The 23,511-nt window shown below is 75.3% G+C and carries 19 protein-coding genes and 1 pseudogene; 11 read left to right on the top strand and 9 right to left on the bottom strand.

The genetic code is table 11. The features are described 5' to 3' along the window. Positions 1-498 precede the first annotated feature (498 nt). Positions 499-1,902 (bottom strand): XdhC family protein, encoded by a 1,404-nt coding sequence (locus tag KBZ10_RS20645; RefSeq protein ID WP_307847528.1) that lies wholly within the window; start codon positions 1,900-1,902, stop codon positions 499-501. Positions 1,903-1,991: 89 nt separating this feature from the next. On the opposite strand from KBZ10_RS20645, the gene KBZ10_RS20640 reads away from it, so the two are divergent. The 8 genes from KBZ10_RS20640 to efeU all read left to right on the top strand — a co-directional run bounded on the left by KBZ10_RS20640 (position 1,992) and on the right by efeU (position 11,331). Further along, positions 1,992-2,735, top strand: a complete 744-nt coding sequence (locus KBZ10_RS20640) for a 2Fe-2S iron-sulfur cluster-binding protein (RefSeq protein ID WP_210989163.1) — start codon at positions 1,992-1,994, stop codon at positions 2,733-2,735. Continuing rightward, positions 2,732-3,763, top strand: a complete 1,032-nt coding sequence (locus KBZ10_RS20635; protein ID WP_210989162.1) for a xanthine dehydrogenase family protein subunit M — start codon at positions 2,732-2,734, stop codon at positions 3,761-3,763. The genes KBZ10_RS20640 and KBZ10_RS20635 overlap by 4 nt, the downstream gene beginning before the upstream one ends. 146 nt (positions 3,764-3,909) lie before the next feature. Next, positions 3,910-6,027: a xanthine dehydrogenase family protein molybdopterin-binding subunit gene (locus KBZ10_RS20630; protein WP_307847531.1), complete on the top strand. Its 2,118-nt coding sequence runs from the start codon at positions 3,910-3,912 to the stop codon at positions 6,025-6,027. A 300-nt stretch (positions 6,028-6,327) separates the two neighbouring features. Then, positions 6,328-6,939, top strand: a complete 612-nt coding sequence (locus KBZ10_RS20625; protein WP_210989161.1) for a TetR/AcrR family transcriptional regulator — start codon at positions 6,328-6,330, stop codon at positions 6,937-6,939. A 103-nt stretch (positions 6,940-7,042) separates the two neighbouring features. Beyond that, complete coding sequence (locus KBZ10_RS20620) at positions 7,043-7,660, top strand: dihydrofolate reductase family protein (RefSeq protein ID WP_210989160.1); 618 nt, start codon at positions 7,043-7,045, stop codon at positions 7,658-7,660. A gap of 209 nt (positions 7,661-7,869) precedes the next feature. Continuing rightward, positions 7,870-9,024, top strand: a complete 1,155-nt coding sequence (efeO, locus tag KBZ10_RS20615; RefSeq protein ID WP_210989159.1) for an iron uptake system protein EfeO — start codon at positions 7,870-7,872, stop codon at positions 9,022-9,024. Positions 9,025-9,083: 59 nt separating this feature from the next. Further along, the gene (efeB, locus tag KBZ10_RS20610) at positions 9,084-10,361 is read left to right on the top strand and encodes an iron uptake transporter deferrochelatase/peroxidase subunit (RefSeq protein WP_210989158.1); all 1,278 of its coding nucleotides are present in this window, start codon (positions 9,084-9,086) and stop codon (positions 10,359-10,361) included. Positions 10,362-10,383: 22 nt separating this feature from the next. Then, complete coding sequence (gene efeU / locus KBZ10_RS20605; protein WP_210989157.1) at positions 10,384-11,331, top strand: iron uptake transporter permease EfeU; 948 nt, start codon at positions 10,384-10,386, stop codon at positions 11,329-11,331. A 95-nt stretch (positions 11,332-11,426) separates the two neighbouring features. On the opposite strand, the pseudogene KBZ10_RS20600 reads toward efeU, so the two are convergent. After that, positions 11,427-12,207: pseudogene (locus KBZ10_RS20600) on the bottom strand (FAD-dependent monooxygenase); the annotation flags it as partial. Between the two features lie 125 nt (positions 12,208-12,332). On the opposite strand from KBZ10_RS20600, the gene KBZ10_RS20595 reads away from it, so the two are divergent. Further along, the gene (locus KBZ10_RS20595; protein WP_210989156.1) at positions 12,333-12,737 is read left to right on the top strand and encodes a ChaB family protein; all 405 of its coding nucleotides are present in this window, start codon (positions 12,333-12,335) and stop codon (positions 12,735-12,737) included. Positions 12,738-12,870: 133 nt separating this feature from the next. Here the strand turns inward: KBZ10_RS20595 and KBZ10_RS20590 are convergent, their stop codons facing one another. From KBZ10_RS20590 to KBZ10_RS20580, 3 genes are all read right to left on the bottom strand, one after another. Continuing rightward, on the bottom strand, positions 12,871-13,587 hold the full coding sequence (locus tag KBZ10_RS20590) for a transcriptional regulator (RefSeq protein WP_210989155.1): 717 nt from the start codon (positions 13,585-13,587) through the stop codon (positions 12,871-12,873). Between the two features lie 191 nt (positions 13,588-13,778). Further along, complete coding sequence (locus tag KBZ10_RS20585) at positions 13,779-15,170, bottom strand: histidinol-phosphate transaminase (RefSeq protein WP_307847527.1); 1,392 nt, start codon at positions 15,168-15,170, stop codon at positions 13,779-13,781. A gap of 117 nt (positions 15,171-15,287) precedes the next feature. Beyond that, complete coding sequence (locus KBZ10_RS20580; RefSeq protein WP_210989154.1) at positions 15,288-16,319, bottom strand: lytic polysaccharide monooxygenase; 1,032 nt, start codon at positions 16,317-16,319, stop codon at positions 15,288-15,290. A gap of 250 nt (positions 16,320-16,569) precedes the next feature. Here KBZ10_RS20580 and KBZ10_RS20575 point away from each other — a divergent pair, with 250 nt between their 5' ends. Beyond that, positions 16,570-17,451 carry an SDR family oxidoreductase gene (locus KBZ10_RS20575; protein WP_210989153.1) on the top strand — a complete coding sequence of 294 codons (882 nt, stop codon included), beginning with the start codon at positions 16,570-16,572 and terminating at the stop codon, positions 17,449-17,451. Positions 17,452-17,524: 73 nt separating this feature from the next. Here the strand turns inward: KBZ10_RS20575 and KBZ10_RS20570 are convergent, their stop codons facing one another. The 4 genes from KBZ10_RS20570 to KBZ10_RS20555 all read right to left on the bottom strand — a co-directional run bounded on the left by KBZ10_RS20570 (position 17,525) and on the right by KBZ10_RS20555 (position 22,862). Beyond that, positions 17,525-18,403, bottom strand: a complete 879-nt coding sequence (locus tag KBZ10_RS20570; protein WP_210989152.1) for a universal stress protein — start codon at positions 18,401-18,403, stop codon at positions 17,525-17,527. A 184-nt stretch (positions 18,404-18,587) separates the two neighbouring features. Continuing rightward, positions 18,588-20,996 carry a glycoside hydrolase family 65 protein gene (locus KBZ10_RS20565; protein WP_210989151.1) on the bottom strand — a complete coding sequence of 803 codons (2,409 nt, stop codon included), beginning with the start codon at positions 20,994-20,996 and terminating at the stop codon, positions 18,588-18,590. Beyond that, positions 20,993-21,832: an HAD-IA family hydrolase gene (locus KBZ10_RS20560; RefSeq protein WP_307847530.1), complete on the bottom strand. Its 840-nt coding sequence runs from the start codon at positions 21,830-21,832 to the stop codon at positions 20,993-20,995. Before KBZ10_RS20560 ends, KBZ10_RS20565 begins: the two co-directional genes overlap by 4 nt. Positions 21,833-21,992: 160 nt before the next feature. Further along, positions 21,993-22,862: a universal stress protein gene (locus KBZ10_RS20555; RefSeq protein WP_210989149.1), complete on the bottom strand. Its 870-nt coding sequence runs from the start codon at positions 22,860-22,862 to the stop codon at positions 21,993-21,995. 188 nt (positions 22,863-23,050) lie between these two features. Here KBZ10_RS20555 and KBZ10_RS20550 point away from each other — a divergent pair, with 188 nt between their 5' ends. Next, entirely contained in the window at positions 23,051-23,506 is a 456-nt protein-coding gene (locus KBZ10_RS20550) for a Crp/Fnr family transcriptional regulator (protein WP_210989148.1), read from the top strand. The last annotated feature ends 5 nt before the right edge of the window (positions 23,507-23,511 follow it).

The raw sequence follows: 23,511 nt of genomic DNA, 5'->3' as shown, positions 1-23,511 counted from the left end.
GACTGATGAACGGGACGGCGGACACGGGTCACCGGCAACCGGAGACGGCGGCGGGCGCCCTGGTACGACGGCCGTGTTCCCCACGCTTCCCCCTGCTCTCGGATCCGGTCTTCGGAAGAAAAACGTCAACATTGCCCCCAAGAAGGCAAGTTGACGACTCTCCGAGGCAAAAAAGGAACTTCGGAGAGTCGGCGGCGCCGACCCTATCGAACGTCTGCACCCGGCCGAGCAGTAGCACCAAGATGTTGCCCGCGCACACACAGTCGTCACAGGGTGTGCGATCGGAATCGGACCGGCATCCGGGGGTTCCGCCACACCGGCCCGTACGGCGGCGTCACCCGCCGTACGGCGGGGGCGCGGGGACTTCCGCGGCGGCCCCGCGGCGGCTCCGGGACGGCTCCGGGAGGCTCCGCCGGTGACCGGACGGCCGGAGGCGGGACGGCCGAACCGTCAGGCCGTCAGGCCGTCAGGCCGTCAGGCCGTCAGGCCGTCAGGCCGTCAGGCCGTGGGGCCGCCTGCCCGGCGGAAGCCGCGTGCGGGCACGGCACCGGAGGCGGTCTCCGGCACGGAGGCGGCCCCAGGCCCGGGTGCGTGCCCGGTCCCGGTCCCGGGCTCGGGCTCGGGCTCGGGCTCGGGCTCGGGCTCGGGCTCGGGCTCGGGCGGGTGGATGCTCCCCATCAGACCGGAGAGGCGGCTTCCGGTGGCGCCCGTGCGCTCGGCGACCATCTCGGCGGCGATGCTCACGGCGGTCTCCTCCGGGGTCCGGGCGCCCAGGTCGAGACCGATGGGCGAGGCCAGCCGGGCGAGTTCGGGCCCGGTGAGGCCGGCCGCGCGCAGCCGGTCCAGGCGGTCGTGGTGTGTACGACGGGAGCCCATCGCCCCGACGTACGCGAGCGGCAGGCGGAGCGCGACCTCCAGCACGGGGACGTCGAACTTGGGGTCGTGGGTGAGGACGCAGACGGCGGTCCGCCCGTCGATCCGTCCGGCCGCCGCCTCGGCGCGCAGATAGCGGTCCGGCCGGTCCACCACCACCTCGTGCGCCTCCGGGAAGCGGCGGCGGGTGGCGAAGACCGGCCGGGCGTCGCAGACGGTCACGCGGTGGCCGAGGAACGCCCCGATCCGGGCCAGGGCGGCGGCGAAGTCGACGGCACCGAAGACGATCAGCCGGGGAGGAGCGGCGTGGACGGCCACGAAGAGCCGCAGCTCCTCGCCGGGGCACCGCCCGTCGTACCCGTAGCGCAGGGTGCCGCCGCGCCCGGCGGCCAGCATCGCGCGGACGTCGGCGGTGACGGCGGCGTCCAGGGCGCGGCTGCCGAGGGAGCCGGCGACGCGGTCGGGCCCGACCACCAGATGCCGGCCGAGGCGGGCCGCCGGGCCGGGGCCGCGGCCCGGGCTTCCCTCCCGGGGCCGGCCGCCGCGACCGCCGCGGCCGCCGTCGCCCCCGCCACCGGGGCCGCGGCCGGCACCTCCACGGCCGTCACCGCCGTCACCACCACCGCCGGTGCGGTTCGCCGCCACGCAGGTGACCACGGCCACCGGCTCCCCCGCCCGGACGGCCCGCGCCGCCTCGCCGAGCTCCGGAAACGTCGTCCGGTCGACGCGCTCGACGAACAGCTCCACGGTGCCGCCGCAGGTCAGCCCGATCGCGAAGGCGTCGTCGTCGGCGACCCCGTAGGACTGGAGCGACGGCGGCGCCCCGGCCGCCGCTTCGGCCGCCAGCTCGTGCACCGCCGCCTCCACGCACCCGCCCGACACGCTCCCGACCGCCGTGCCGCCGGGGCCGACCAGCATGGTCGCGCCCGGCTGCCGGGGCGACGACCGCCAGGTGGCCACCACGGTGGCCATCCCGACGGGCTCTCCGGCCCGCCACCAGCGCTCCAGATCCTCCAGTACGTCCCGCACCCGCGATCTCCGATCCCGTCGGCCGCAACCCGGTTCCCGGCTCCCCACGTCCCGGCGCCGCAATGTAAGAGGATGATACATTGTTATGTATGAGCCTCTTACATACCGCCTCGACCAGCGAGATCACGCTGTGCGTCAACGGGGAGAAGCACCATCTGACCGTGGACAACCGCTCCACGCTGCTCGACACGCTGCGCGAAGACCTGCGCCTGACCGGCGCCAAGAAGGGCTGTGACCACGGACAGTGCGGCGCCTGCACGGTCCTGGCCGACGGGGAGCGGATCAACAGCTGCCTGACGCTGACCGTGACCGCCGAGGGGCGCGACATCGTCTCGATCGAGGGAGTGGCCGCTCTCACCGGCGGGGCGGCGGGCACGGCAGCGGCGGCCGGCACGGGGGCGGCGGACGGGACGGGGGCGGCGGACGGGACGGACGGAGCAGGCGCGGCGGACGGCCTCCACCCGGTGCAGCGGGCCTTCCTGGCCCACGACGGCCTCCAGTGCGGCTACTGCACCCCCGGCCAGATCTGCTCCGCCATCGGCGCCCTCGGCGAGGCCGCCCGCGGCTGGCCCAGCCGGGTGACCGGGGACCCGGCGGCGGGCGTGGCCGGCACCGCCGCTCTGACGCCCGAGGAGGTCCGCGAACGCATGAGCGGCAACCTCTGCCGGTGCGGCGCCCACCAGGGCATCGTGGCCGCCGTCCTGGAGGCCGCGGGAGCGGACCCGAGCGAGCACGGCCCCGCCGCGCCCGTTCCGGCCGCCGGTTCCGCCGGTTCCGCCGGGCCCGGCGGGCCCGGCGGAACCGCCGCGCCGTCCGGGAGGTGCCCGCGATGAAGGAGTTCGCCTACGTCCGGGCGGCCGACGCCGACGAGGCCGCGGCCCTGGTGGCGGACCGGCCCGACGCCGTCTACCTCGGCGGCGGCACCAATCTCGTCGATCTGATGAAGCTCGGCGTGGCCCGGCCCGGCCTCGTCGTCGACGTCTCCCGGCTGCCCCACGACCGCGTCGAGCACCGCCCCGACGGCTCGGTGCTCATCGGCGGGGCGGTGCGCAACGGCGTCCTGGCGGGGGACCCGGGCATCCGGCGGCGCTTCCCGCTGCTGGCGCAGGCGCTGCTCGCGGGCGCCTCCGGGCAGCTGCGGTCGGCCGCCACCGTGGCGGGCAATCTGCTGCAGCGCACCCGGTGCGGCTACTTCCAGGACGTCACCAAGCCCTGCAACAAGCGCGAGCCCGGCTCCGGTTGCCCGGCCGTCACCGGCGCGCACCGCGAACTGGCCGTCCTCGGCACGTCCGAGCACTGCGTGGCGAGTCATCCCTCCGACATGGCCGTGGCGCTGGCCGCGCTCGACGCGACCGTCCGTCTGCGCTCCCCCGGCGGCACCGAGCGCGACGTGCCCGTGGAGGAGCTGTATCGGCCGCCGGGCCGGACCCCGCACCGGGAGACGGTACTGGCGCCCGGCGAGCTGGTCACCGCCGTGGAGCTGCCCGCACCGCCGCCCGGCGCCGTGATGCGCTACCGCAAGGTGCGCGACCGCTGGTCGTACGCCTTCGCCCTGGTGAGCGTGGGGGTGTCGGTGCGGCGCGCGGAGGACGGGACGCTGGACCGGGTGGCGATCGCCCTCGGCGGCGTCGCCCCGCGCCCCTGGCGCGCGCGGGCGGCCGAGGAACGGCTGCTCGGGCACCGTCCGGAGGACACGCTGCTGCGCGCCGCCGCCGGGGCCGAGCTCGCGGACGCCCGGCCGCTGCCCGGCAACGCCTTCAAACTCGGCCTGACCACCGACCTGATCGCGGCCACCGTCCGCGATCTCCTCACGGACGGCGGAGAGCCCGCCGCCGACGGCAGCGGGGAGGAACCGCGTTGAGCACCGACACCACCGCCGGGGCCCGGCCCGCGAACGGCGCCGCCCCACCGGCGGGGGCCGCCCCGGCCTCCCCCGCACCACCGGCCGCCGCGGGCCGCGCGGGCGGCCCGGAGCCCGGGCGCGCGCCGGCCGTCGGCAGCCCCCTGGTGCGGGTGGACGGCCTGGAGAAGGTCACCGGTGCGGCCCGGTACGCGTACGAGTTCCCGGTTCCCGGCGCCGCGTACGTCTGGCCGGTCGGTGCCACCGTCGGCCGGGGCCGGGTCACCGGCGTGGACGCGGAGGCGGCGCTCGCCGTCCCCGGTGTCCTGGCCGTGCTCGACCACACCAGCGCGCCCCGGCTGCGCGCGGACTTCGCCCGCTCGGGACAGCTCCTGGGCGCGGGCGCCGACATGCTCGTCCTGCAGTCGCCCGAGGTGGCGCACCGGGGCCAGATCGTGGCGGCGGTCGTCGCGGAAACCCTGGAGGGCGCGCGGGAGGCCGCGGCTGCGGTGTCCGTGACCTATGAGCGGGAGCCGCACGACGCGGTGCTGCGGGAGGACGACGAGGACCTGTACGTCCCGGAGGTCTCGGCGAACGACGGCTCGCCGGGGATGTCCGAGCGGGGGGACCCGGACGCGGCCCTGGCCGCGTCTCAGGTCCGGATCGAGGCCCGGTACACGACCCCGGCCGAGCTCCCCAGCCCGCTGGAACCGCACGCCGCCATCGCCGCCTGGGACGGCGACGGGCGGCTGGTGCTGCACAACTCCGACCAGGCCCCGTATCTGAGCTCCCTGACGCTGGCGGCGCTGTTCGGGCTGGACCCGGACGCGGTGGAGGTCGTCTCGGAGCACGTGGGCGGCGGTTTCGGCGCCAAGGGCGCGCCGCGGGGCGCGATCGTGCTGGCGGCCCTGGCCGCGCGGGCGGTCGCCCGGCCGGTGAAGATCGCACTGACGCGACGTCAGATGCCGGTGCTCACGGGCTACCGGACACCGACGATCCAGCGGGTCCGCCTCGGCGCCCGGCCCGACGGGCGGCTGACCGCCGTCGACCACGAGGCGGTCATCCAGAGTTCGCGGTCGACGGAGTTCGTCGAGCAGGTCGTCTCCTCCACCCGCATGATGTACGCGGCACCGCACGCCCGGGCGGCGGTGCGGCTCGCCCGGCTGGACGTGATGACGCCCGTCTGGTTCCGCGCCCCCGGCCACACCCCGGGCATGTTCGCCCTGGAGTCCGCGATGGACGAACTGGCGTCCGGACTCGGCATGGACCCGGTCGAGCTGCGGATCGTCAACGAGCCGGAGACCGACCCGGAGAGCGGACTGCCGTTCAGCAGCCGCGGCCTGGTGGCCTGTCTGCGCCGGGGCGCGGCGCGCTTCGGCTGGGCGGACCGCGATCCGGCGCCGGGGGCGCGCCGCGAGGGGCGCTGGCTGGTCGGCACGGGCGTCGCCGCCTCGCACCACCCGGACTACACCTTCCCGTCCTCGGCACTGGCCCGCGCCGAGGCGGACGGCAGCTACCGGGTACGGGTGGGCGCGGCCGATCTGGGCACGGGCGCCCGCACGGTGCTGACCCAGGTGGCGGCGGACGCGCTCGGCACCGCCCCCGGCCGGGTCCGGCTGGAGATCGGCCGGGCCTCGATGGGCATGGCGGCGTTCGCGGGCGGCTCGATGGGCACCGCCTCCTGGGGCTGGGCCGTGGACAAGGCGTGCCGGGCGCTGGCGGCGGAGCTGGCGGCGGCCGGGGGCGCCGTACCGCCGGGAGGCCTGGAGGTGCGCGCCGACACGACGGAGGACCTCGCCGGCCGGGCCGAGCTGTCGCGGCACTGCTTCGGCGCCCAGTTCGCGCAGGTGCGGGTCGACACGGACACCGGGGAGATCCGGGTGGACCGCATGCTGGGCGTCTTCGCGGCCGGCCGGATCCTCAACCCCCTGACAGCTCGTTCGCAACTCGTCGGGGGGATGCTGATGGGCCAGTCGATGGCACTGCTGGAAGGCGCGGAAGTCGACCGCGAGTTCGGGGACTTCGCGAACCCGGACCTGGCGGGCTACCACATCGCCTCCCACGCGGACGTGCGCGGCATCGAGGCGGTCTTCCTGGACGAGCGCGACGACCGGCTGAACCCCGTCGGCGGCAAGGGGATCGGGGAGCTCGGCCTCGTCGGCGCGGCGGCGGCCGTCGCGAACGCCTTCCACCACGCGACCGGCACCCGGGCCCGCGACCTGCCGATCCGCGTCGAGGACGCCCGCCGGGCGCTCGCGGCGCTGAGGGAGACGGCGCGGGGATGAGCGGCGGGGCGGCGGCTCCGGTTCCCGGCCCGGCCCCGGGGCGCCGCTCCCGTCCCCGGCCCCGGGCGCCGTCCCGGGGTACCGCCGGGGTCCGGGCCGGGAGCCCGGGACACCGCTGTGCCCCGGGCGGCCGCTGTGCCCCGGGCGGCCGCCCGATACGGTCCCGGGCCGCCGCCCGGGGGCCGGCCGGCCCCGCCGGCCCACCGCGATCGGTGAGGTGACCGGGGCCCGGCGAGAACCCGCGGAACCGGCGGGCCCACCGGGCGCGGCCCCTGAACGACTTTGAGTAGGCTCTACCGGATGGTGACCAGGGCGAAGGGACGGCGCGGCACGTACCACCACGGCGATCTGAGCGCCGCACTGGTCCGCGCGACGCTGGAGATCGTCGACGAGGCCGGGGTGCGCGGCTTCTCGGTCTCGGAGGCCGCGCGCCGCACCGGCGTCAGCCCGGGCGCCCCGTACCGCCACTTCGCCGACCGGGACGCGCTGCTGGCGGCCGCCGCGCTGGAGGTGTCGCGGCGGGTCAACGAGATGTACGCCGCGGCGGCCGCGGACCTCGGCACCCCGGAGGACCGGCTCGCGGCGGTGGGCGAGGTCTACGTCCGGGCGGCCGCGCGTTTCCGGGGCGGCTTCGACATCCTCTTCCACACCGAGCTGCGCGCGGCCCATCCCGAACTCCGCGACAGCGGGCGGGCGTTCATCGACATGCTGCTGCCGGACGCGTTCGCGCTGGTCCCCGACGGCGGCCACGAACTGGCCACCACCCTCCTGGAGGCCCTGGCCGCGCTGACCCGCGGCTACGCCGCCCTGCTGCTCAGCGGCCTGTTCGGCGAGCCGGGTGAGGCCGCGGACACGGTGGCCGAGCGGGCGACGACGACGGCACGGGCACTGATCCGCGGCCTCTGCGGCTGAATCGGCCCCGCCCGACCGGGCACGCGTGCGAAGATCACGAAGCCCCCCGGCGCCCGGACGCGGGAGCCGCCACCGCCGCCGGCCGATCGTCGAAAGGTCCCCCGTGCGCAAGCTCGTCTACTACATCGCCTCCACCCTCGACGGCTTCATCGCAGGCCCGGACGGCGCCGACCCCACGGGCCCCGGCGGCTTCTGGCCGGTCCCCGAGGACTACCTCGCCCACATCGTCGCCGAGTACCCGGAGACCCTGCCGGCCCCGGCCCGGGCCGCGCTGTCGGTCACGGCGGAGGCGAAACGCTTTGGCACCGTCATCGAGGGCCGGCGCACCTACGAGATCGGTCTCAGGGCCGACATCACCGACGCCTACCCGCACCTGCGGCACCTGGTGGTCAGCCGCACCCTGAGCGAGAGCCCGGACCCGGCCGTCGAACTCGTGCCCGAGGACCCGGTGGGAAAGGTCCGGGAGCTCAAGCGGGAGACCGGCCGGGACGGCGGCGACGGCAAGGACATCTGGCTGATCGGCGGCGGTGAGCTGGCCGGAGCCCTCTACGGGGAGATCGACGAGTTGATCATCAAGCTGAGTCCGCTGACCGTCGGCACCGGCGTCCCCCTCTTCGCCTCCGGGACCGCCTTCGACCCCCGCCGCTGGGAACTCACCGGCCACACGGTCCTGGAGAGCGGCGCGGCCTTCCTGACGTACGCCCGCACGACCGGCGCGTAGGCCCCGGCGGCGGACGGCGGGCGGGGCCGGACGGCGCTTCCGGACGGCGCTTCCGGACGGCGCTTCCGGACGGCCGCGGGAGCGGAGCGGCGCCGTCCGGGAGAGCTCTGTCACAGCGCACCCCCCTGGCCGGGGCCCGGTAAGGGTGGGTTAACTTAGGTACACCTCACCCGAGGCCACGCCGATCCGTCCGCCACCGGAGCCCGCCCATGCGCCCTGTCCGTCTCCCGCTCGTCACCGCGGCCGTCACCGCGGCCGCCCTGACCCTCATCACCGGCTGCGCCGAGAAGAGCGACGCCAAGGGCGGGCAGGACACCGTCGAGGTGACCGCCGGCGACTCCTCGTGCGAGGTGTCGGAGAAGGAGTTCCCCGCCGGCCACGTCCGGCTGGCGGTCGAGAACACGGGCTCCAAGGTCACCGAGGTCTACCTGCTCTTCCCGGACGGCCGCATCGTCACCGAGCGGGAGAACATCGGCTCCGGCACCAGGGCGACCATCACCGCCGAGGTCGAGCCCGGCGACTACGTGATCGCCTGCAAGCCGGGCATGAAGGGCGACGGCATCCGGCAGAAGGTCAGGGCCACCGGCGGCGGCGAGAAGGCGGAGCGCAGTCCCGAAATGGACGCCGCCGTCGCCGCCTACCGCCGGTACGTCCGGGAGCAGGCGGAGGAGACCCTGCCCAAGGCGCAGGTCTTCGCGGACGCCGTGAAGGACGGCGACATCGCCGCCGCGAAGAAGGCGTACGCCGCGTCCCGCATCGGCTGGGAGCGCACCGAGCCGGTCGCCGAGTCGTTCGGAGACATCGACCCCAAGGTGGACCTGCGCGAGGACGGCCTGGAGGACGGCCGGGACCCGGAGAAGGACTGGACCGGCTGGCACCGTCTGGAGAAGTCGCTCTGGGCGGAGAAGAAGATCACCTCCCGCGACAAGGAACTGGCCGATCTCCTGATCAAGGACCTCGGGGACTGGGAGAAGAGAGTCGGCTCCGCGGAGATCACCCCGACCTCCATGGCCAACGGCGCCAAGGAACTCCTGGACGAGGTCGCCACCGGCAAGGTCACCGGTGAGGAGGAGCGGTACAGCCACACCGACCTGGTGGACTTCAAGGCCAACGTCGAGGGCGCGCAGACGTCGTACGAGCTGCTGAAGCCGGTCGCCCGGGAGAACGACCCGGAGCTCGTCAAGGAGCTGGACCGGCAGTTCACCTCGCTGAACGAGCTGCTCGACACCTACCGCGAGGGCCGGGGGGACCACGCCTTCGTCTCCTACGACAAGGTCGGCGAGGCGGAGCGGAAGAAGCTGTCCGACGCGGTCAACGCGCTCGCGGAGCCGCTGTCGAAGCTGGCCGCGGCCGTCGCCGGGTGACCGGCACACCCGGCGGTACCCGGCACACCACGCAGCGGGCAGAAGGAGGGGGCGGCTCCATGGCGGAGGAGAACACCGGCGCGGCCGGCAGCGGGGACGGACCGGCGGAGGGCCGGGCTCCCACGCGCCGGGCCCTGATCGGCTGGGGCGGTGCCGGGCTGGCGCTCGGCGCGGCCGCGGCCGGCGGCGCGGCCACCGCGTTCGGCGGCGACGGCGCGGCGGCCGCCGGGCCGGCCGGTGACGCCGTCCCCTTCCACGGCCCCCACCAGGCGGGCATCGCCACGGCCGTGCAGGACCGGCTGCACTTCGCGGCCTTCGACGTGACCACCGGGGACCGGGCCGCACTGGCCGGCCTCCTCAGGGACTGGACGGCCGCCGCGGCGCTGATGACCCGGGGCCGGCCGGTCGGCGAGGGCGCGCACGGCGGGCTGCCGGAGGCCCCACCGGACGACACGGGCGAGGCGCTCGGCCTCAAACCGTCGCGGCTGACGCTCACCCTCGGCTTCGGCCCGTCCCTCTTTGCCAAGGGCCGGTTCGGCCTGGCGGACCGGCGGCCGGAGGCCCTGGTGGACCTGCCGGCCTTCCCCGGCGACAACCTCGACCCGGCGCGCAGCGGCGGTGACCTGTGCGTCCAGGCGTGCGCGGACGACCCGCAGGTCGCGGTGCACGCGATCCGCAACCTGGCCCGGATCGGCTTCGGCAGGACCGCGATCCGCTGGTCGCAGCTCGGCTTCGGCAAGACCTCGTCCACCACGCCCGACGCGCAGACACCGCGGAACATGTTCGGTTTCAAGGACGGCACCCGGAACATCGCGGCCGGGGACACCGCGGCCCTGGACCGGCACGTCTGGGTCCCGGAGAAGGACGGCCCGGCGTGGATGGCCGGCGGCTCGTATCTCGTCGCGCGCCGGATCCGGATGCACATCGAGACCTGGGACCGCACGTCCCTGCGGGAGCAGGAGGACATCTTCGGACGCGACAAGGGCGAGGGGGCGCCGGCCGGCAAGGCGCGGGAGCACGACGAGCCGAACCTCAGGGCGATGCTGCCCACCTCGCACGTCCGGCTGGCGCACCCGGACGCCAACGGCGGGGCCCGGATGCTGCGCCGCGGCTACTCGTTCACGGACGGCACCGACAAGCTGGGCCGCCTCGACGCCGGCCTGTTCTTCCTCGCCTACCAGCGGGACGTGCGGGACGCCTTCATCCCCGTCCAGCGGAACCTGGCGCGGAGCGACGCGCTCAACGAGTACATCCAGCACGTGGGTTCGGCCGTCTTCGCCGTTCCGCCGGGCGTCCGCGACCGGGACGACTGGTGGGGCCGGGAGCTGTTCTCGTGATCAATCCAGTGGAGGGACCGGCATGTTCGGCAACTACCTGATCGGCCTGCGGGAGGGGCTGGAGGCCAGCCTCGTCGTCTCCATCCTCGTCGCCTACCTCGTGAAGACCGGCCGCCGGGACGCCCTGAAGCCGGTCTGGGCCGGCGTCGGGATCGCCGTGGCCATCTCGCTGGGCTTCGGCGCCTCCCTGGAGTTCGGCTCCCAGGAGCTGACCTTCGAGGCGCAGGAGCTGCTGGGCGGCTCGCTGTCGATCCTGGCCGTGTCCCTGGTGACGTGGATGGTCTTCTGGATGCGGCGCACCGCGCGGCACCTCAAACGGGAACTGCACGGCAAGCTGGACGCCGCGCTGGAGCTCGGCACCGGCGCGCTCGTCGCGACCGCGTTCCTCGCCGTGGGCCGCGAGGGCCTGGAGACGGCCCTGTTCGTCTGGGCATCGGTGCGGGCCAGCGGCGAGGGGACGTCCGCGCCGCTGCTCGGGGCGCTGCTGGGCATCGCCACCGCGGTCCTGCTGGGCTGGCTGTTCTACCGCGGCGCGCTGAGGATCAACCTGGCGCGGTTCTTCACCTGGACGGGCGGGATGCTGATCGTCGTGGCCGCCGGTGTGCTCGCGTACGGGGTGCACGACTTGCAGGAGGCACGCTTCCTGGGCGGCCTGGCGGACAAGGCCTTCGACGTCAGCGACACGATCTCGCCGGACAGCTGGTACGGGACGCTGCTGAAGGGGATCTTCAACTTCCAGCCGGACCCGACCGTGTACCAGGTGGCGGCCTGGCTGCTGTACCTGCTCCCCACCATGGTCTTCTTCCTCGCCCCGCAGCGCGGCACGGCCGGCGGCGGTCCGCGCCGTCCGGAGGCCGGCCGGGACGCGGCGGAGACGGAGGCGAAGGCCGGGACCGGGGCGGAGGCGGACCCGGTCGCCGCCGGCACGCCAACCGCCCCGGCCTCCGCTCGCGGCGCGGAGCAGGGGTAGCGCGGCCTCCGCCACCGGTTCACACGGAAACGGGCGTATCCCAACCCCTTGGGCGCGGTTGCGCCCGATCTGCCCGTCCGCCGGCGCGGCGGCCCTCACGGTTCCGCACGCAGGGCGGTCATGGTGCGGCCGATGAGGCCCGCGGCGTCCGCGCCGCGGTCGCCGCGCATCAAGCCACTCCCCCAACTGCACCGATGCGTCCACGACCCGGCGCACGCGCGGCATCCGGCGCTCCCGGTAGGCCGTGAGCAGCGCGTCGAGGGAGGAGGCGGACGCGGCGGGGCCCGTGAGGAGACCGGCCAGGACGGAGACGTCCTCCGGGGACATCGCGGCGCCCTGGGCGAGGGTCGGCGGGCAGGCGTGGGCGGCGTCCCCGGCGAGGACGACGCGGCCGCGGTGCCACGGACCCTCCACCAGCAGCCGGTGGAACCAGGTGCAGTGGACCTGTTCCGGATCGGTGAGGTGCTCGCCGATCTCCTTCCAGACACCGCCGTAGCCGGCCGCGAGGCCCCGCATCTCCTCGGCGTACCGGGCCGGGTCGAGTGCGGCCGGGTCGCGCTTCGGCTCGACCGGATACGCGTAGAGGGAGTCCCCGCCGGTGGGGCAGTAGCCGGCGATCCAGCACGGGCCGCCGTGGGTGAGGTCGGTGCGGTCGACGCCCTCGGGGCGCGGTGCCGTGGCGCGCCAGATGCCCATGCCGGTGGGCTCCGGGCGGTCGGGGATCCCGATCAGCCCGCGGGTCGCGGAGCGCAGGCCGTCGGTGGCCACGACCGGGTCGTAGCGGCCGGAACCGCCGTCGCCGCAGCGGACGGAGACGCCCACACCGGTGCCGCGGACGGGACGGCGGGCATCGGAGCGCCCCGTCCGGGTACCCGCGACGCACGGGGCCGGGCCGACGGTCCGGTCGTCACGGACGGACCGCACGACACCGCGACCAGGACCCGGCGACCAAGCAGCAGACGGCAGACGGAGAAGGCAGACGGAGAAGGCAGGTGATCCCGGTGCCGGGACGCAAGGAACTCCCCTCGACCCTGGAGCGCTCCGACAAGAAGGCGCAGCGCACCTGGATCAAGGCGCATGACTCGGCCGTGGAGGAGTACGGCGAGGGCGAGCGCGCGCACCGGGTGGCCTTCGGCGCGCTCAAGCACATGTACGAGAAGGTGGGCGACCACTGGGAGCGCAAGGAGAGCGGCCGCAAGGGCCCGTCCGACCGCCGGGCGGCGCAGCCGCGGCCGCAGAGCGGGCCCACCGGCGAGGGCGTCGACGAACAGGCGTCCAAGGCCCATCTGTACGAGCTGGCCCAGCGGATGGACATCACCGGCCGGTCGAGGATGTCGCGGCGGGAACTGCTGGATGCCGTGCGCAAGGAGAACCGCTCGCGGACCCGCAGGAGGCGGGAGAGCTGACCGGGCCGCCCCGGACGCTCCACGCTCCGGCCCGGGTGCCTGAAGGCGCGGCCCCGTTCGCCCCGTTCGCCCCGTTCGGCGCCGCCCCGTTCGGCGCCGCCCCGTTCGGCACGCTTCTCCCGGCGGGCGCCCTTCAGCCGCCGGCGCGGCCGGTGTTCGGGCGGGGATCCTGCGGGCGGTGGGCCCCGGGCTGTTCGGCGAGCGTGTCCCAGAACATGAGTTCATAGGTCTGCAGGAGCCGCCCGTAGTGGTGCACCGCCCGCCGCCCGAAGCGCCGCCCGGAGTCCAGGCCCGACTGCACGGCGTCCAGCGCCTGCTCGGTGACCTCCGGCGCGGGGGTGGCGAAGAAGTCGACGAAGCCGCAGGCCGCGTCCGTGAATCCGTAGTGCCGGCGCAGCCCTCTGCTCAGCTCGGCGCAGTAGTTGCCCCAGGCCGCGAAGTTGGCGGTGACGGCGATGACGGCCTCGACCGGTTCGGCGTTGAGCGCGAGCCAGGAGACATAGGCCGGGTAGGTCTGGCAGCCGGCCAGGGGTTCGTAGTCACGCACGGTGTCCGCGTCGAGGCCGCAGGCCGCCTCCAGCTCCGAGAGGCGGTCCAGGGCCAGGGTCTCGCCCTGGGCCAGACCGGTGAAGAACGCCTCCACGGCCGGCTCGGTGGCGGCACGGTCCGCCAGGTGGAGGAAGCCGCGGCGGTCGGAGCCGATGATGTGCCGCTGTTCGAGGGCGAAGACCCCGATCGTCTCCGGGGGCGCGGTGCCCTCCGCGACGCGGGCGACGAAGCGGTTGCCCCCGGAGTCGGGAGCCAGTTCCCGCACCGCCTCGTCCAGCACCTCTCGGGCCGATAGCGCCATCCTGCCGCCTCCTGGGCCGGTCGTATCGCTGTGCCCCAACATTCTCACGAACCACCGTGCCGGTGCCTGCCGGTGACGGGTCCTCGCGGGTGTGCCCCGCCCGCCCGTGCCCCCGGTCGCTGCCCGCCCGGTCGTCCGCTCGCGCCACCCGATCCCGCCCCGCCCACCCGTTTCCGTCACACGCCGCCGCATCAGGAGACGGCCGCTCCCACGGGGAGTGCCGCCAGCACCTGCTGCTGGGGCTGCGGCTGCGGCTGGGGCTGCGGCTGCGGCTGCGACGGCTGCCGTTGCGGCTGCGGCGCCTGCTGCGGCGACGGCCGGGTTCCGTAGAGGCAGGTGCGCAGGGCCGCGACGAGTCTCTCCACGTCCGCGTACGGCCTGACGACCAGGCGGAGGAAGCGGCTGCTGCTGCCGAGCTTGTTGCCGCACTCGCGGACGTAGAGGCCGTGCTCGGTCAGCAGCCGGTCCCGCAGGGCGACTCCGTCCACCCCGTTCGGCAGCTTGACCAGCAGGAAGTTGCCCTGGGAGAGGAAGACCACCAGCTCGGGCAGCGCGGCCAGGGCCATCGCCATGGTGGCGCGGTCGCTCGCCAGCATGGCCAGGCTCTGCTGGTACTCGGCACCGTACTCCTTGAGCATGAAGACCACGGTCTCGGCGAAGGCGTTGAGGTTCCACTTCGGCAGCGCGTCCCGGATGGTCGCGGCCAGGGCCGGGTTGGCGACACAGTAGCCGAAGCGGATGCCGTGCAGGCCGAAGTTCTTCCCGAGGCTCTTGAGGACGACCACATTGGGCCGGATGGTGGCCTCGTCGGCGACGGACGGGGCGCGTTCGGCGTCGACGAAGTCGATGAACGACTCGTCGATCACCACCAGGTCGAGATCGGCGAGTTCGTCCAGCAGCCAGACGATCTGGCTGCGGCGGAGATAGCCGCCGTCGGGGTTGTTGGGGTTGCACACCACCGCCACGCGGGAGCCGCGCCGCCGGATGAACCGCACGTACTCCTGGAGGTCCAGCGCGAAGTCCTGCTCCTCCCGCAGCGGGAACATGTCCACCCGCTTGCCGGTTTCCAGCGGCTGGTCCGTCCAGCGGCCGAAGGTGGGGATGGGGATGGCCAGGCTCTCCTTGACCAGCAGATGGTCGATCCAGGTGATCAGCTCGGTGGAGCCGTTGCCCATGGCGACGGTCTGCGGGTTCAGCCCGAGGACGGTGCAGAGTTCGGCGGTGACGGTGTCGGCGTCGCTCGGGTAGTACTTGAGGATCGTCTCCAGGGAGTCCCGCAGCCGCCCGAACATGTGCGGCGTGGGGAAGTAGGGGTTGCAGGGGATGCAGAAGTCCAGCCGCTGCTGGGTGCCGCCCGGCGGTTGCGGGGCCGCCCCGTTGCCGTACGGGGCCACCGGGTTCAGCGGCGTCGCCTGCGGCGGCGCCGGCGCCGCCACTCTCCCGGACCCCTCGGCCGCGGCCGGCTGCCGCACGGCCCCGGCCGCGCCGCCGGAGGTGTCGTTCCCCGAAAGGCGGTTGAGCATGGCCCAGGACGGGCTGTGCGCGGTGCTGCGCAGCACGCCGGTATCGAGCGGTTGGGACACGGCGGGGAACTCCTTGTCGGTTCGGTGCGCCGCGGACGCGTCCGCGGCGGCGGTGGATCGGCGGGCCGGCGCCTTCCGGCCCCGGGGCGGGCAGCGGCCCGACCCGGTGGGGAGAGATCAGGGACGCCGACGGCGGAGAAGCAGCGTGACCATGGCGGCGCCGCCCGCGAGGACCGCCGCGACGCCCGCCGGCAGCGCCCAGGAGCCGCCGGGGAGGGAGTAGGCGACGGTCCGCGGGTCCGGGCGCGGGGCGTCCTCCCCGGCGCCGGCGGCCGCACGGTCCGGGGATCCTCCCGCGGTGTCCTCCGCGGCGGCCTTGTCTCCGGCCGGTTTCCCGTCCCGGGACGGCTCCGCGGTCCCGGCGGCGTCCCGGCCGGAGGGCTCCGGGGCGCGGGACGTCCCGGACGGGCCGCCGGCCGCCCCGGCGCCGCTGTCGCCCCGGCCCCGGGCGGGTTCCTCCTCCGCGCCGCCGCTTCCGGCGCCGGACCCGCCCGCCGTCCCGGCCGGGACGAGGAGGAGGTCGGAGCAGGAGTAGTAGGTGTCCGAGGAGTCCGTGGTCCGCCAGACCGTGTAGAGCAGATGGCGCCCGGTGCGGTCGGCGGGGAGGCGCCCCCGGATGCGGTAGGAGCCGTCCCGGAGCTCCGGGCCGGTGACGGACGCGAAGGGCTTGGCGTCCAGGTCCGACCAGGTCAGGGGTTTCGACGGGTCGTAGCCGGGCCGGGTGAGGTACAGGTCGAAGGTGCCGGGGTGCGGGATCGTCCCCGCGTAACCGAGGGCGAGCCCGGAGCCGGCGGCCAGTTCCGTGACCGGCCAGTCGGTGCGCGGGGTGTCCAGGCCGCGGTGGGCGTCGAGGCCCGCGCTGCACAGCCGGCCGTCCGGGATGACCCGGCGTTCGCGTTCCCTGCCGCCGGTGTCCGCCCGGCGCAGGTTGTCCCAGGCGCCCAGCGGCTGCCCCATGTTGGCGGCGACGGCGGCGCGGCAGGCGGCGGAGCGGGCGTACGGACCGCCCTCCGGCCCGCAGGCGGCGGCCCGGCTGAGCGGGCCGGTCGGCGCCCCGTGGGCGGCGGCCGGGGCCGCGGTCAGGCCGGGGAGCAGCAGGGCGGCGGCACCGGCGAGTACGGCCGGCACAGCCGTGCGATGCGCGGTCATGCGAGGGGAACCTCCTCAGCCCGTGCGGCGGCCAGCCCGCCTGCTCCTCTCTTACGGGTGGGGACGGCGGCGCGTTCAGCCGCGCGGCATATTCCTCGCGGCCTCCGCCGCCTCCGCGCGCCCTCCGCAGCCTCGCCCATGGAGCGCACCACCGCGCGTACGCCGCCCGTGCGGGTGGCGGTGCGGTTTTCCCGGCGGTCGGCAGGGCACCCGATGCGCACCCGTACGCGCGAGAAACAGGGCGGCTTGGATGAGCGACAACCAGCAGAATCCCGTGACGCGGCACCCGCGGCCGGAGTTCCCCCAGCAGGACCAGCCGCACCCCGGTCACCCGGAGGAGATGCGGCCGGAGCCCGACCACGGCGAGTCGTCCTACCGGGGCAGCGGCAGGCTGGAGGGCCGCCGCACGGTCGTCACCGGCGGCGACTCGGGCATCGGGCGGGCCGTCGCGCTGGCGTTCGCCCGCGAGGGCGCCGACGTCCTGTTCACCCATCTGGAGGAAGAGGAGAAGGACGCCCGGGAGACCGCGCGGCTCGTCGAGGACGCGGGACGGCGGGCGGTCCCCGTCTCCTGCGACATCCGGGAGGAGGCCAACTGCCGTGCGCTGGTGGACCGCGCGGTCGGGGAGTTCGGGCGGATCGACGTCCTGGTGAACAACGCGGCCTTCCAGATGGCGCAGCCGGAGAGCATCGAGGGCATCACCACCGAGCAGTTCGACCGGACCATGCGCACCAACCTGTACGGCATGTTCTGGCTCTCGAAGATGGCTCTGCCGCACATCCCGGAGGGCGGCAGCATCATCAACACCACGTCCGTGCAGGCCTACAAGGCGAGCCCGCACCTGCTGGACTACGCGGCCACCAAGGGCGCCATCGTCACCTTCACGCACGGGCTGGCCCAGTACCTCGCGGACCGCGGCGTCCGCGTCAACGCGGTGGCCCCCGGACCGGTCTGGACCCCGCTGATCCCCTCCACGATGCCGGACACGGAGGAGTTCGGGGCCAAGGCCCCGCTGGGCCGGCCGGCCCAGCCGGCGGAGATGGCCCCGGCGTTCGTCTTCCTCGCCTCGCAGGAGGCGAGCTTCATCACGGCGGAGATCCTCAACGCGACGGGCGGCACCCCGCTGCCCTGAGGCGCCCCGTCCGGCTCCGGCCCGCCGGGGGGTGAGGCCGCGGGCCGGAGCCGTGCCGTCGCGTCAGCCCGCGTCAGTCGTGCGGGACCACCGCGACCGGGCAGTCGGCGTGGTGCAGCGTCGCGTGCGCCACCGGTCCCAGATGGTGGCCGCGGCCCGGGGCCGCGCGGCGGCCGACGACCATGAGGCCGGCCCGGGCCGAGGCGGTCAGCAGTACCTCCGCCGCGGCGCCGATGTCCACGTGCTCGACGACCTCCACCTCCGGGTACCGCTCCCGCCAGGGCTTCAGGGCGTCGTGCAGCATCTTCTTCTCGTGCGCCTCGATGCCGCCGGACTCGTCGGCGAGCTTCATGGCCGCCGGGCTGTAGTTGAAGACCGTGGGCAGGCTCCAGGCCCGTACGGCGCGGAGCCGCATGCCGTGCGCGGCCGCGTGCGCGAAGGCGAAGGCGAACACGGGTTCGCCGCTCGCCGTCAACTGGTGCAGGCCGGCCACGACCTCGTCCCGCGCCGGCCGCTCCGGCCCGCCGCTCTCGTCCTCGGCCGCCCGCACCATCACCACCGGGGCCGTGGCCCGGCCCAGCACCTGGAGGCCGACCGAGCCCAGCAGGAAGCCGAGCAGACGGCCGTAGCCGCGGGTGCCGAGCACCGTCATCGCGGCGTGCTCGCCGTGCTCCAGGAGGGCCGCGACGGCGGGCGCCGGGGGCTGTTCGACGGTCAGGTCCAGGTCCGGGTACCGCTCCCGCAGCCCGGCCGCGGCCTCGTGCAGCATCCGCCGCGCCGCCTCGCGCTGGGCCTCCTGGTCCTGGGTGACGGGCAGATCGACCGGCTCCCAGCTCCAGGCGTGGACCAGGGTCATCGGCAGCTCGCGGCGGAGTGCCTCCCGGGCCGCCCAGTCGGTGGCCGCGAAGCTGGCCCGGGTGCCGTCCAGGCCGGCGACGACGGGTCGGGGCATGGGAGTTACCTCCGTGTGCTGAGTACGGGCAGATCTTTCGGTGCTCCGGGCATCCGCCGCGCCGGCGGGTGCCGCGCCGCGTGTCCGGTCCGAGTCTTCCCCACGCCGCGGCCCGTTGCGCACCGCGGGGTCCGCGGCTGTGTCTCCCCGGGGCCCGGTGCCCGGGCCCGGGGACGGCCCGGCCCTACGGCTCCGTCAGCTCCAGCGTGCAGGACTCGCCGGGGTGGAGCGTGACGGACCGGTCGGGGAGCACCAGCCGGACCGGCGGCTCGTCGGACTCCGGGACGTCCACGCGGAGCCGGCCGGGGCTCAGCCGCATGGCCAGGCCCCAGTGGTTGTGGTAGCGGACGGTGAAGCAGTACTCGGACAGCTCGGGCAGCGGCGCGGGATCGAGGACGAGCGCGTCGGCGCGCGGGTCCATCCCCGTCAGGCCGCGCTGCACCAGGTCGAGGGTGCCGGCCATGGCGCCGAGGTGGATGCCCTCCTCGGTCGTGCCGCCCTGGAGGTCCGCGACATCGCTCTTCAGCGCCTCCAGGCAGAACTCCCACGCGTCGGCGCGCCGCACCCGGGCCAGCACCCAGCCGTGCACCAGGCCGCTGAGCGTCGAGCCGTGCGAGGTGCGGTGCAGGTAGTAGTCGACGGTGCGCCGCCAGGTGTCGTCGTCGAGCGCGTAGCCCAGGTGCCGGAAGATCCCGGCGAGTTCGGCGGGCGGGAAGAGGTAGCCGAGCATCAGGGCGTCGGCCTGCTTGGAGGCCTGGTAGCGGTTGGCGCTGTCGCCCTCGGCCTCCAGGATGCGGTCCAGGCGGCGGATCTCGCCGTACTTCCGGCGGTAGCCGTCCCAGTCCAGCTCGGCCAGGTCGCCGTAGCCCTCGAACTGGCTGATCACGCCCCGGTGGAAGGGCACGTGCAGCCGCCGGGACACCTCCTCCCAGAGGTCCGGCTCGCCGGGATCGGTCCCGGTCTCCTCGAACAGCTGGCGGCGGCGCGGCTCGGGCAGGGCGCGGACGACCTCCAGAGCGCGGGTGAGCACCCAGGCGGCGGTGACGTTGGTGTACGCGTTGTCGTCGAGGCCCGGCGCGTCCGCGTCCGGGTAGCCCTCGTGGTATTCGTCCGGGCCGACGACGCCGCGGATGCGGTAGCGGCCCAGTGCCGGGTCGAACTCGGCGCCGCTCGCCCAGAAGCGCGCGATCTGCGTCAGCGTCTCGGCGCCCTTGGTCTGCAGATAGCCGGTGTCGCCGGTGGCCTCGCAGTAGTGCCAGACGTTGTAAGCCACCGCGGAGCCGACGTGGTGCTGGAGCCGGGAGTGATCGGGCAGCCAGCGGCCGGACCGCGGGTTGAGATGGACCTCCTGGGTCTCCTCGCGGCCGTCGCTGGCGCTCTGCCACGGGTACATGGCCCCGAGCCGGCCGGCCTCGCGCGCGGAGCGGCAGGCGCGCGGCAGCCGCCGGTGCCGGTAGTCCAGCAGGGCGCGGGACACCTCCGGGAAGTGCAGGTTGAGATACGGCAGCACGAACAGCTCGTCCCAGAAGACGTGGCCCCGGTACGCCTCGCCGTGCAGGCCGCGCGCGGGCACGCCGACGTCCAGTCCCGCGGTGTGCGGCGAGAGGGTCTGCAGGACGTGGAAGAGGTGGAACCGCAGGATGCGCCCGGCCTCGCCGGGGACGTCCAGTTCGGCGCGCTCCCACAGCTCGTGCCAGGCCCGGCGGTGGGAGGCGAGCAGGTCCGGGTAGCCGGGCGCGTGGGTGGCGCGGTCGAGGACGGCCTGGAGCGGGTCGCCGATGGCGGGGTCGCGGGAGGTGTGCAGGGCGACGGTCTTGTCGACGGTGACGGGCCGGCCGGGCGCGGCGGGCAGGAGCAGCAGCCGGCGGGTGTGCGCGGTGCCCGGTTCCAGCCGGGAGGAGGCGGGCTGGGGTGTGGTGGTGGTGCGCGCGGCCATGCCGATGCCGATGTCGGAGCGGGTGGTGCGGCAGTGCAGCCAGACGGTGTCCGGTTCCCGGATGCCGGTGGTGACGTCGGTGAGATGGCGTCCGGCGAGATCGCGGTAGCGGGCCACACCGGAGTTGGTGACCTCGCCGTCGAGCCCGGACTCGACCTCCAGGAGACCCGACCAGTTCTCCGGTTCGAGGACGGTGCGCAGCACGGCGAGGTGCGGGTCCGCCATGTGCAGGAAGCGGGTCTGCTCGACGCGGAGGCGGCGGCCCGCCGCGTCCTCGGAGCGGAGGGTGCGGGTCAGGGTGCCGGTGCGCAGGTCGAGGGTCTGCTCGTGGCCGAGGAGGCCCTCCGCGTCGGGGGAGAACCAGGCGGTCTCCGGGGCGGTGTCCGCCGTGCCGTCGCTGTGGGCGCGGAAGCGCAGCGGCAGCCAGTTCGGCAGGTTGACCATGTCCTCGTTCTCGACCTCGCGGCCGGCGACGGTGGAGGTGAGCCGGTTGTAGCAGCCGGCGACGTAGGTGCCGGGGTAGTGCACGCCGTCGGCGGTGCACTCGGGGGCCGCGCCGCGGGTGGCGAAGTAGCCGTTGCCGAGTGTGCACAGGGCTTCCCGGAGGCGTTCCCGGGCGGGGTCGTAGCCCTCGTACCGCCAGGTCCAGTCGTTCATGCCGGGCCTTTCGGGGTCTCGGAGGCGGGAGCGGGGCCCGGGGCGGAGCCGGGTGCGGATGCGGCCCCGGAGCCGGAGTCGGAGCCGGAGCCGGAGCCGGAGCCGGACAGGAGTTCGGCGAGGTCGCCGACCACGCGGTCGGCGCCGTGCCGGCGCAGTTCCCCGGCGGCGCCCTCGTCCCCCGTCCGGTTCACGCCGACGACCAGGCCGAATCCGCCGCGGCGGCCGGCCTCGACTCCGGCGAGCGCGTCCTCGACGACGGCGGCCTCCCGGGCCGGCACGCCGAGCCGGGCGGCCGCTTCCAGGAACAGCGCGGGGTCGGGTTTGCCGGGCAGCCCGAGCCGGGCCGTCTCGCGGCCGTCGACGAGCACGTCGAAGAGATCCCGTACCCCGGCGCTCTCCAGCAGTTCGCCGGCGTGCCGGGAGGCGGAGGCGGCGGCGCGGGGCACACCGGCCCGCTTCAGGGCGCGCAGCAGCCGGACGGTCCCGGGGTAGGCCTCGATGCCGCCGGCCCGGAGGCGTTCGGTGAAGAGGCGTTCCTTGAGGGCGGCGACGGCCCGCACCGAACCGGTCCCGGGCGGGTCGCCGGGCTCCCCGGCGGGCAGGCGCAGCCCGCGGGAGGCGATAAAGGCGGCGGCTCCGTCGAGGCGGGCCCTCCCGTCGACGTGGCGGCGGTAGTCCTCGCCGGGGTCGAAGGGGCGGCGGGCGGCGGGGTCGGGCGGCGGGTGGTCGCGCAGGCAGGCGTCGAAGGCGGTCTTCCAGGCCGCGGCGTGCACCCGGGCGGAGTCGGTGATCACCCCGTCGGTGTCCAGGACCCAGGCCCGTACGGCGGGCACGGCTGCGCCGGCCGGCCGCCGCGGGTCCGGGCCCCGGCCGGGGGACGGGGCCGGGTCGTCCGTCGCGGGGTCCTGGTGCACGAGGGCTCCCTCTCCGGTGCGGTACGGCTGCGGACGGCCGCCCGGGGCGGACGGCGGTCCGGCCCGGGCGGGAGCGGGATCAGCGCCGCTCGGGGACGACGGCCACGGGGCACGCGGCGTGGTGCAGCACGGCGTGGTTGACGATACCGAGCTGGAGACCGAGGTGCCCCTCGCGCCGGCGCGCGCCCACGACCAGCAGACCGGCGCCGCGGGAGGCGTCCAGCAGGGCCTTGCGCGCCGGACCCTCGGTGAGCTGGTGGGTGACCTCGACCCCGGGATGCTCGCGCCGCGGTTCCCGCAGCACTTCCTCCAGGACCCATGCGGCGCGTTCCTCCTCCGCCTGGCCGGGGCTCCCGGTGAGCAGGGGATGCCGCATCGGCTCGTGCGGGCGGCGCCAGGCCCGTACGGCGGTCAGCCCGGTTCCGCGGGCCTCGGCCTCGCGGAGGGCGAAGCGGGCCGCGGTGGTGCCGTCCGTCTCGTCGCCCGCGCCGAGCACGACCCCGCCGGAACCGGCCGGCGGCTGCCCGGCACCGCGGACCACGACCACCGGGCAGTCGGCGCGGGCCGCCACCGCCAGGCCGACCGAGCCCAGCAGCAGGCCGCCGATGGCGCCCCGGCCGCGGCTGCCGGTGACCAGGAGGAAGGCGTTGCGGCCCTCGCGGACGAGGGCGGCCGCCGGGTCGTCGGGCAGGGCCTCGGTGCTGACCACCAGCCGGGGGGCCCGCTTGCGGGCACGCTCCTCGGCGGCCCCGAGGATCTTCTCGACCGGCAGCGGATCGGCGAAACGGGTGGCGCCCGCGGCGGACTCGGTGCCCTCGTACCCGCCCCAGAGGGAGGCGTGCACGATCCTCAGGGCCGTCCCGTGGCGGGCGGCCTCGTCCACCGCCCAGTCCAGTGCGGCCAGGCTGTCCTCCGAACCGTCGACCCCCACGACCACGGGCAGTTCCATCGGTCCACCGTCTCCTCTCCGGTCTTTGCCGGCCACCGCGCCGGTCTCCGGGCTCCACCGTCGCACCCTCCCCTGTTCCCCAGCAGGGCGGGACGGCACCCCGATTCGGGGACTTTCGGCCCCGTACGGCGGCGGCCCCGGTGGCGGATCATCGGAGGGGGACACCGGAACGCGTGAAGGGAGCGATGATGACCAACAGGAACGGCGTACTCGCCGCGCTGACACCGGAACAGCGCGAGAGGCTGATGGAGCTCTCCCGGGAGGTCGTCTTCCCGGCCGGGACGCGGATCTTCGAGGAGGGCCGCGCGGCCGACCGCTTCTGGCTGATCAAGTCCGGCAGCGTCACAGTGGACGTGCACGTGCCCGGCCGCCGCTCCCCCACCGTGGAGACGCTCGGGACCGGCGACCTCCTCGGCTGGTCCTGGCTCGTCCCGCCCCGGCGGTGGAACTTCGGCGCGGAGGCGCTCAGCCCCGTCCGGGCGTACCAGTTCGACGCGGCTCAGGTGCTGGCGCTGATGGAGGAGGACCCGGTGCTGGGGCGGGCCCTGTCCACCGCGGTCGCCGGCATCGTCGCGCACCGGCTGACGGCCGCCCGCACCCGGCTGCTGGACCTGTACGCGCCCTACGGCAGCGGCGCGGCCTGACCCGG

It is taken from the genome of Streptomyces sp. F63 (assembly GCF_018070345.1).
Taxonomy (GTDB): domain Bacteria; phylum Actinomycetota; class Actinomycetes; order Streptomycetales; family Streptomycetaceae; genus Streptomyces.
The sequence above is the reverse complement of the archived record's forward strand: the minus strand, read 5'-3'. Positions and strand labels throughout refer to the sequence as shown.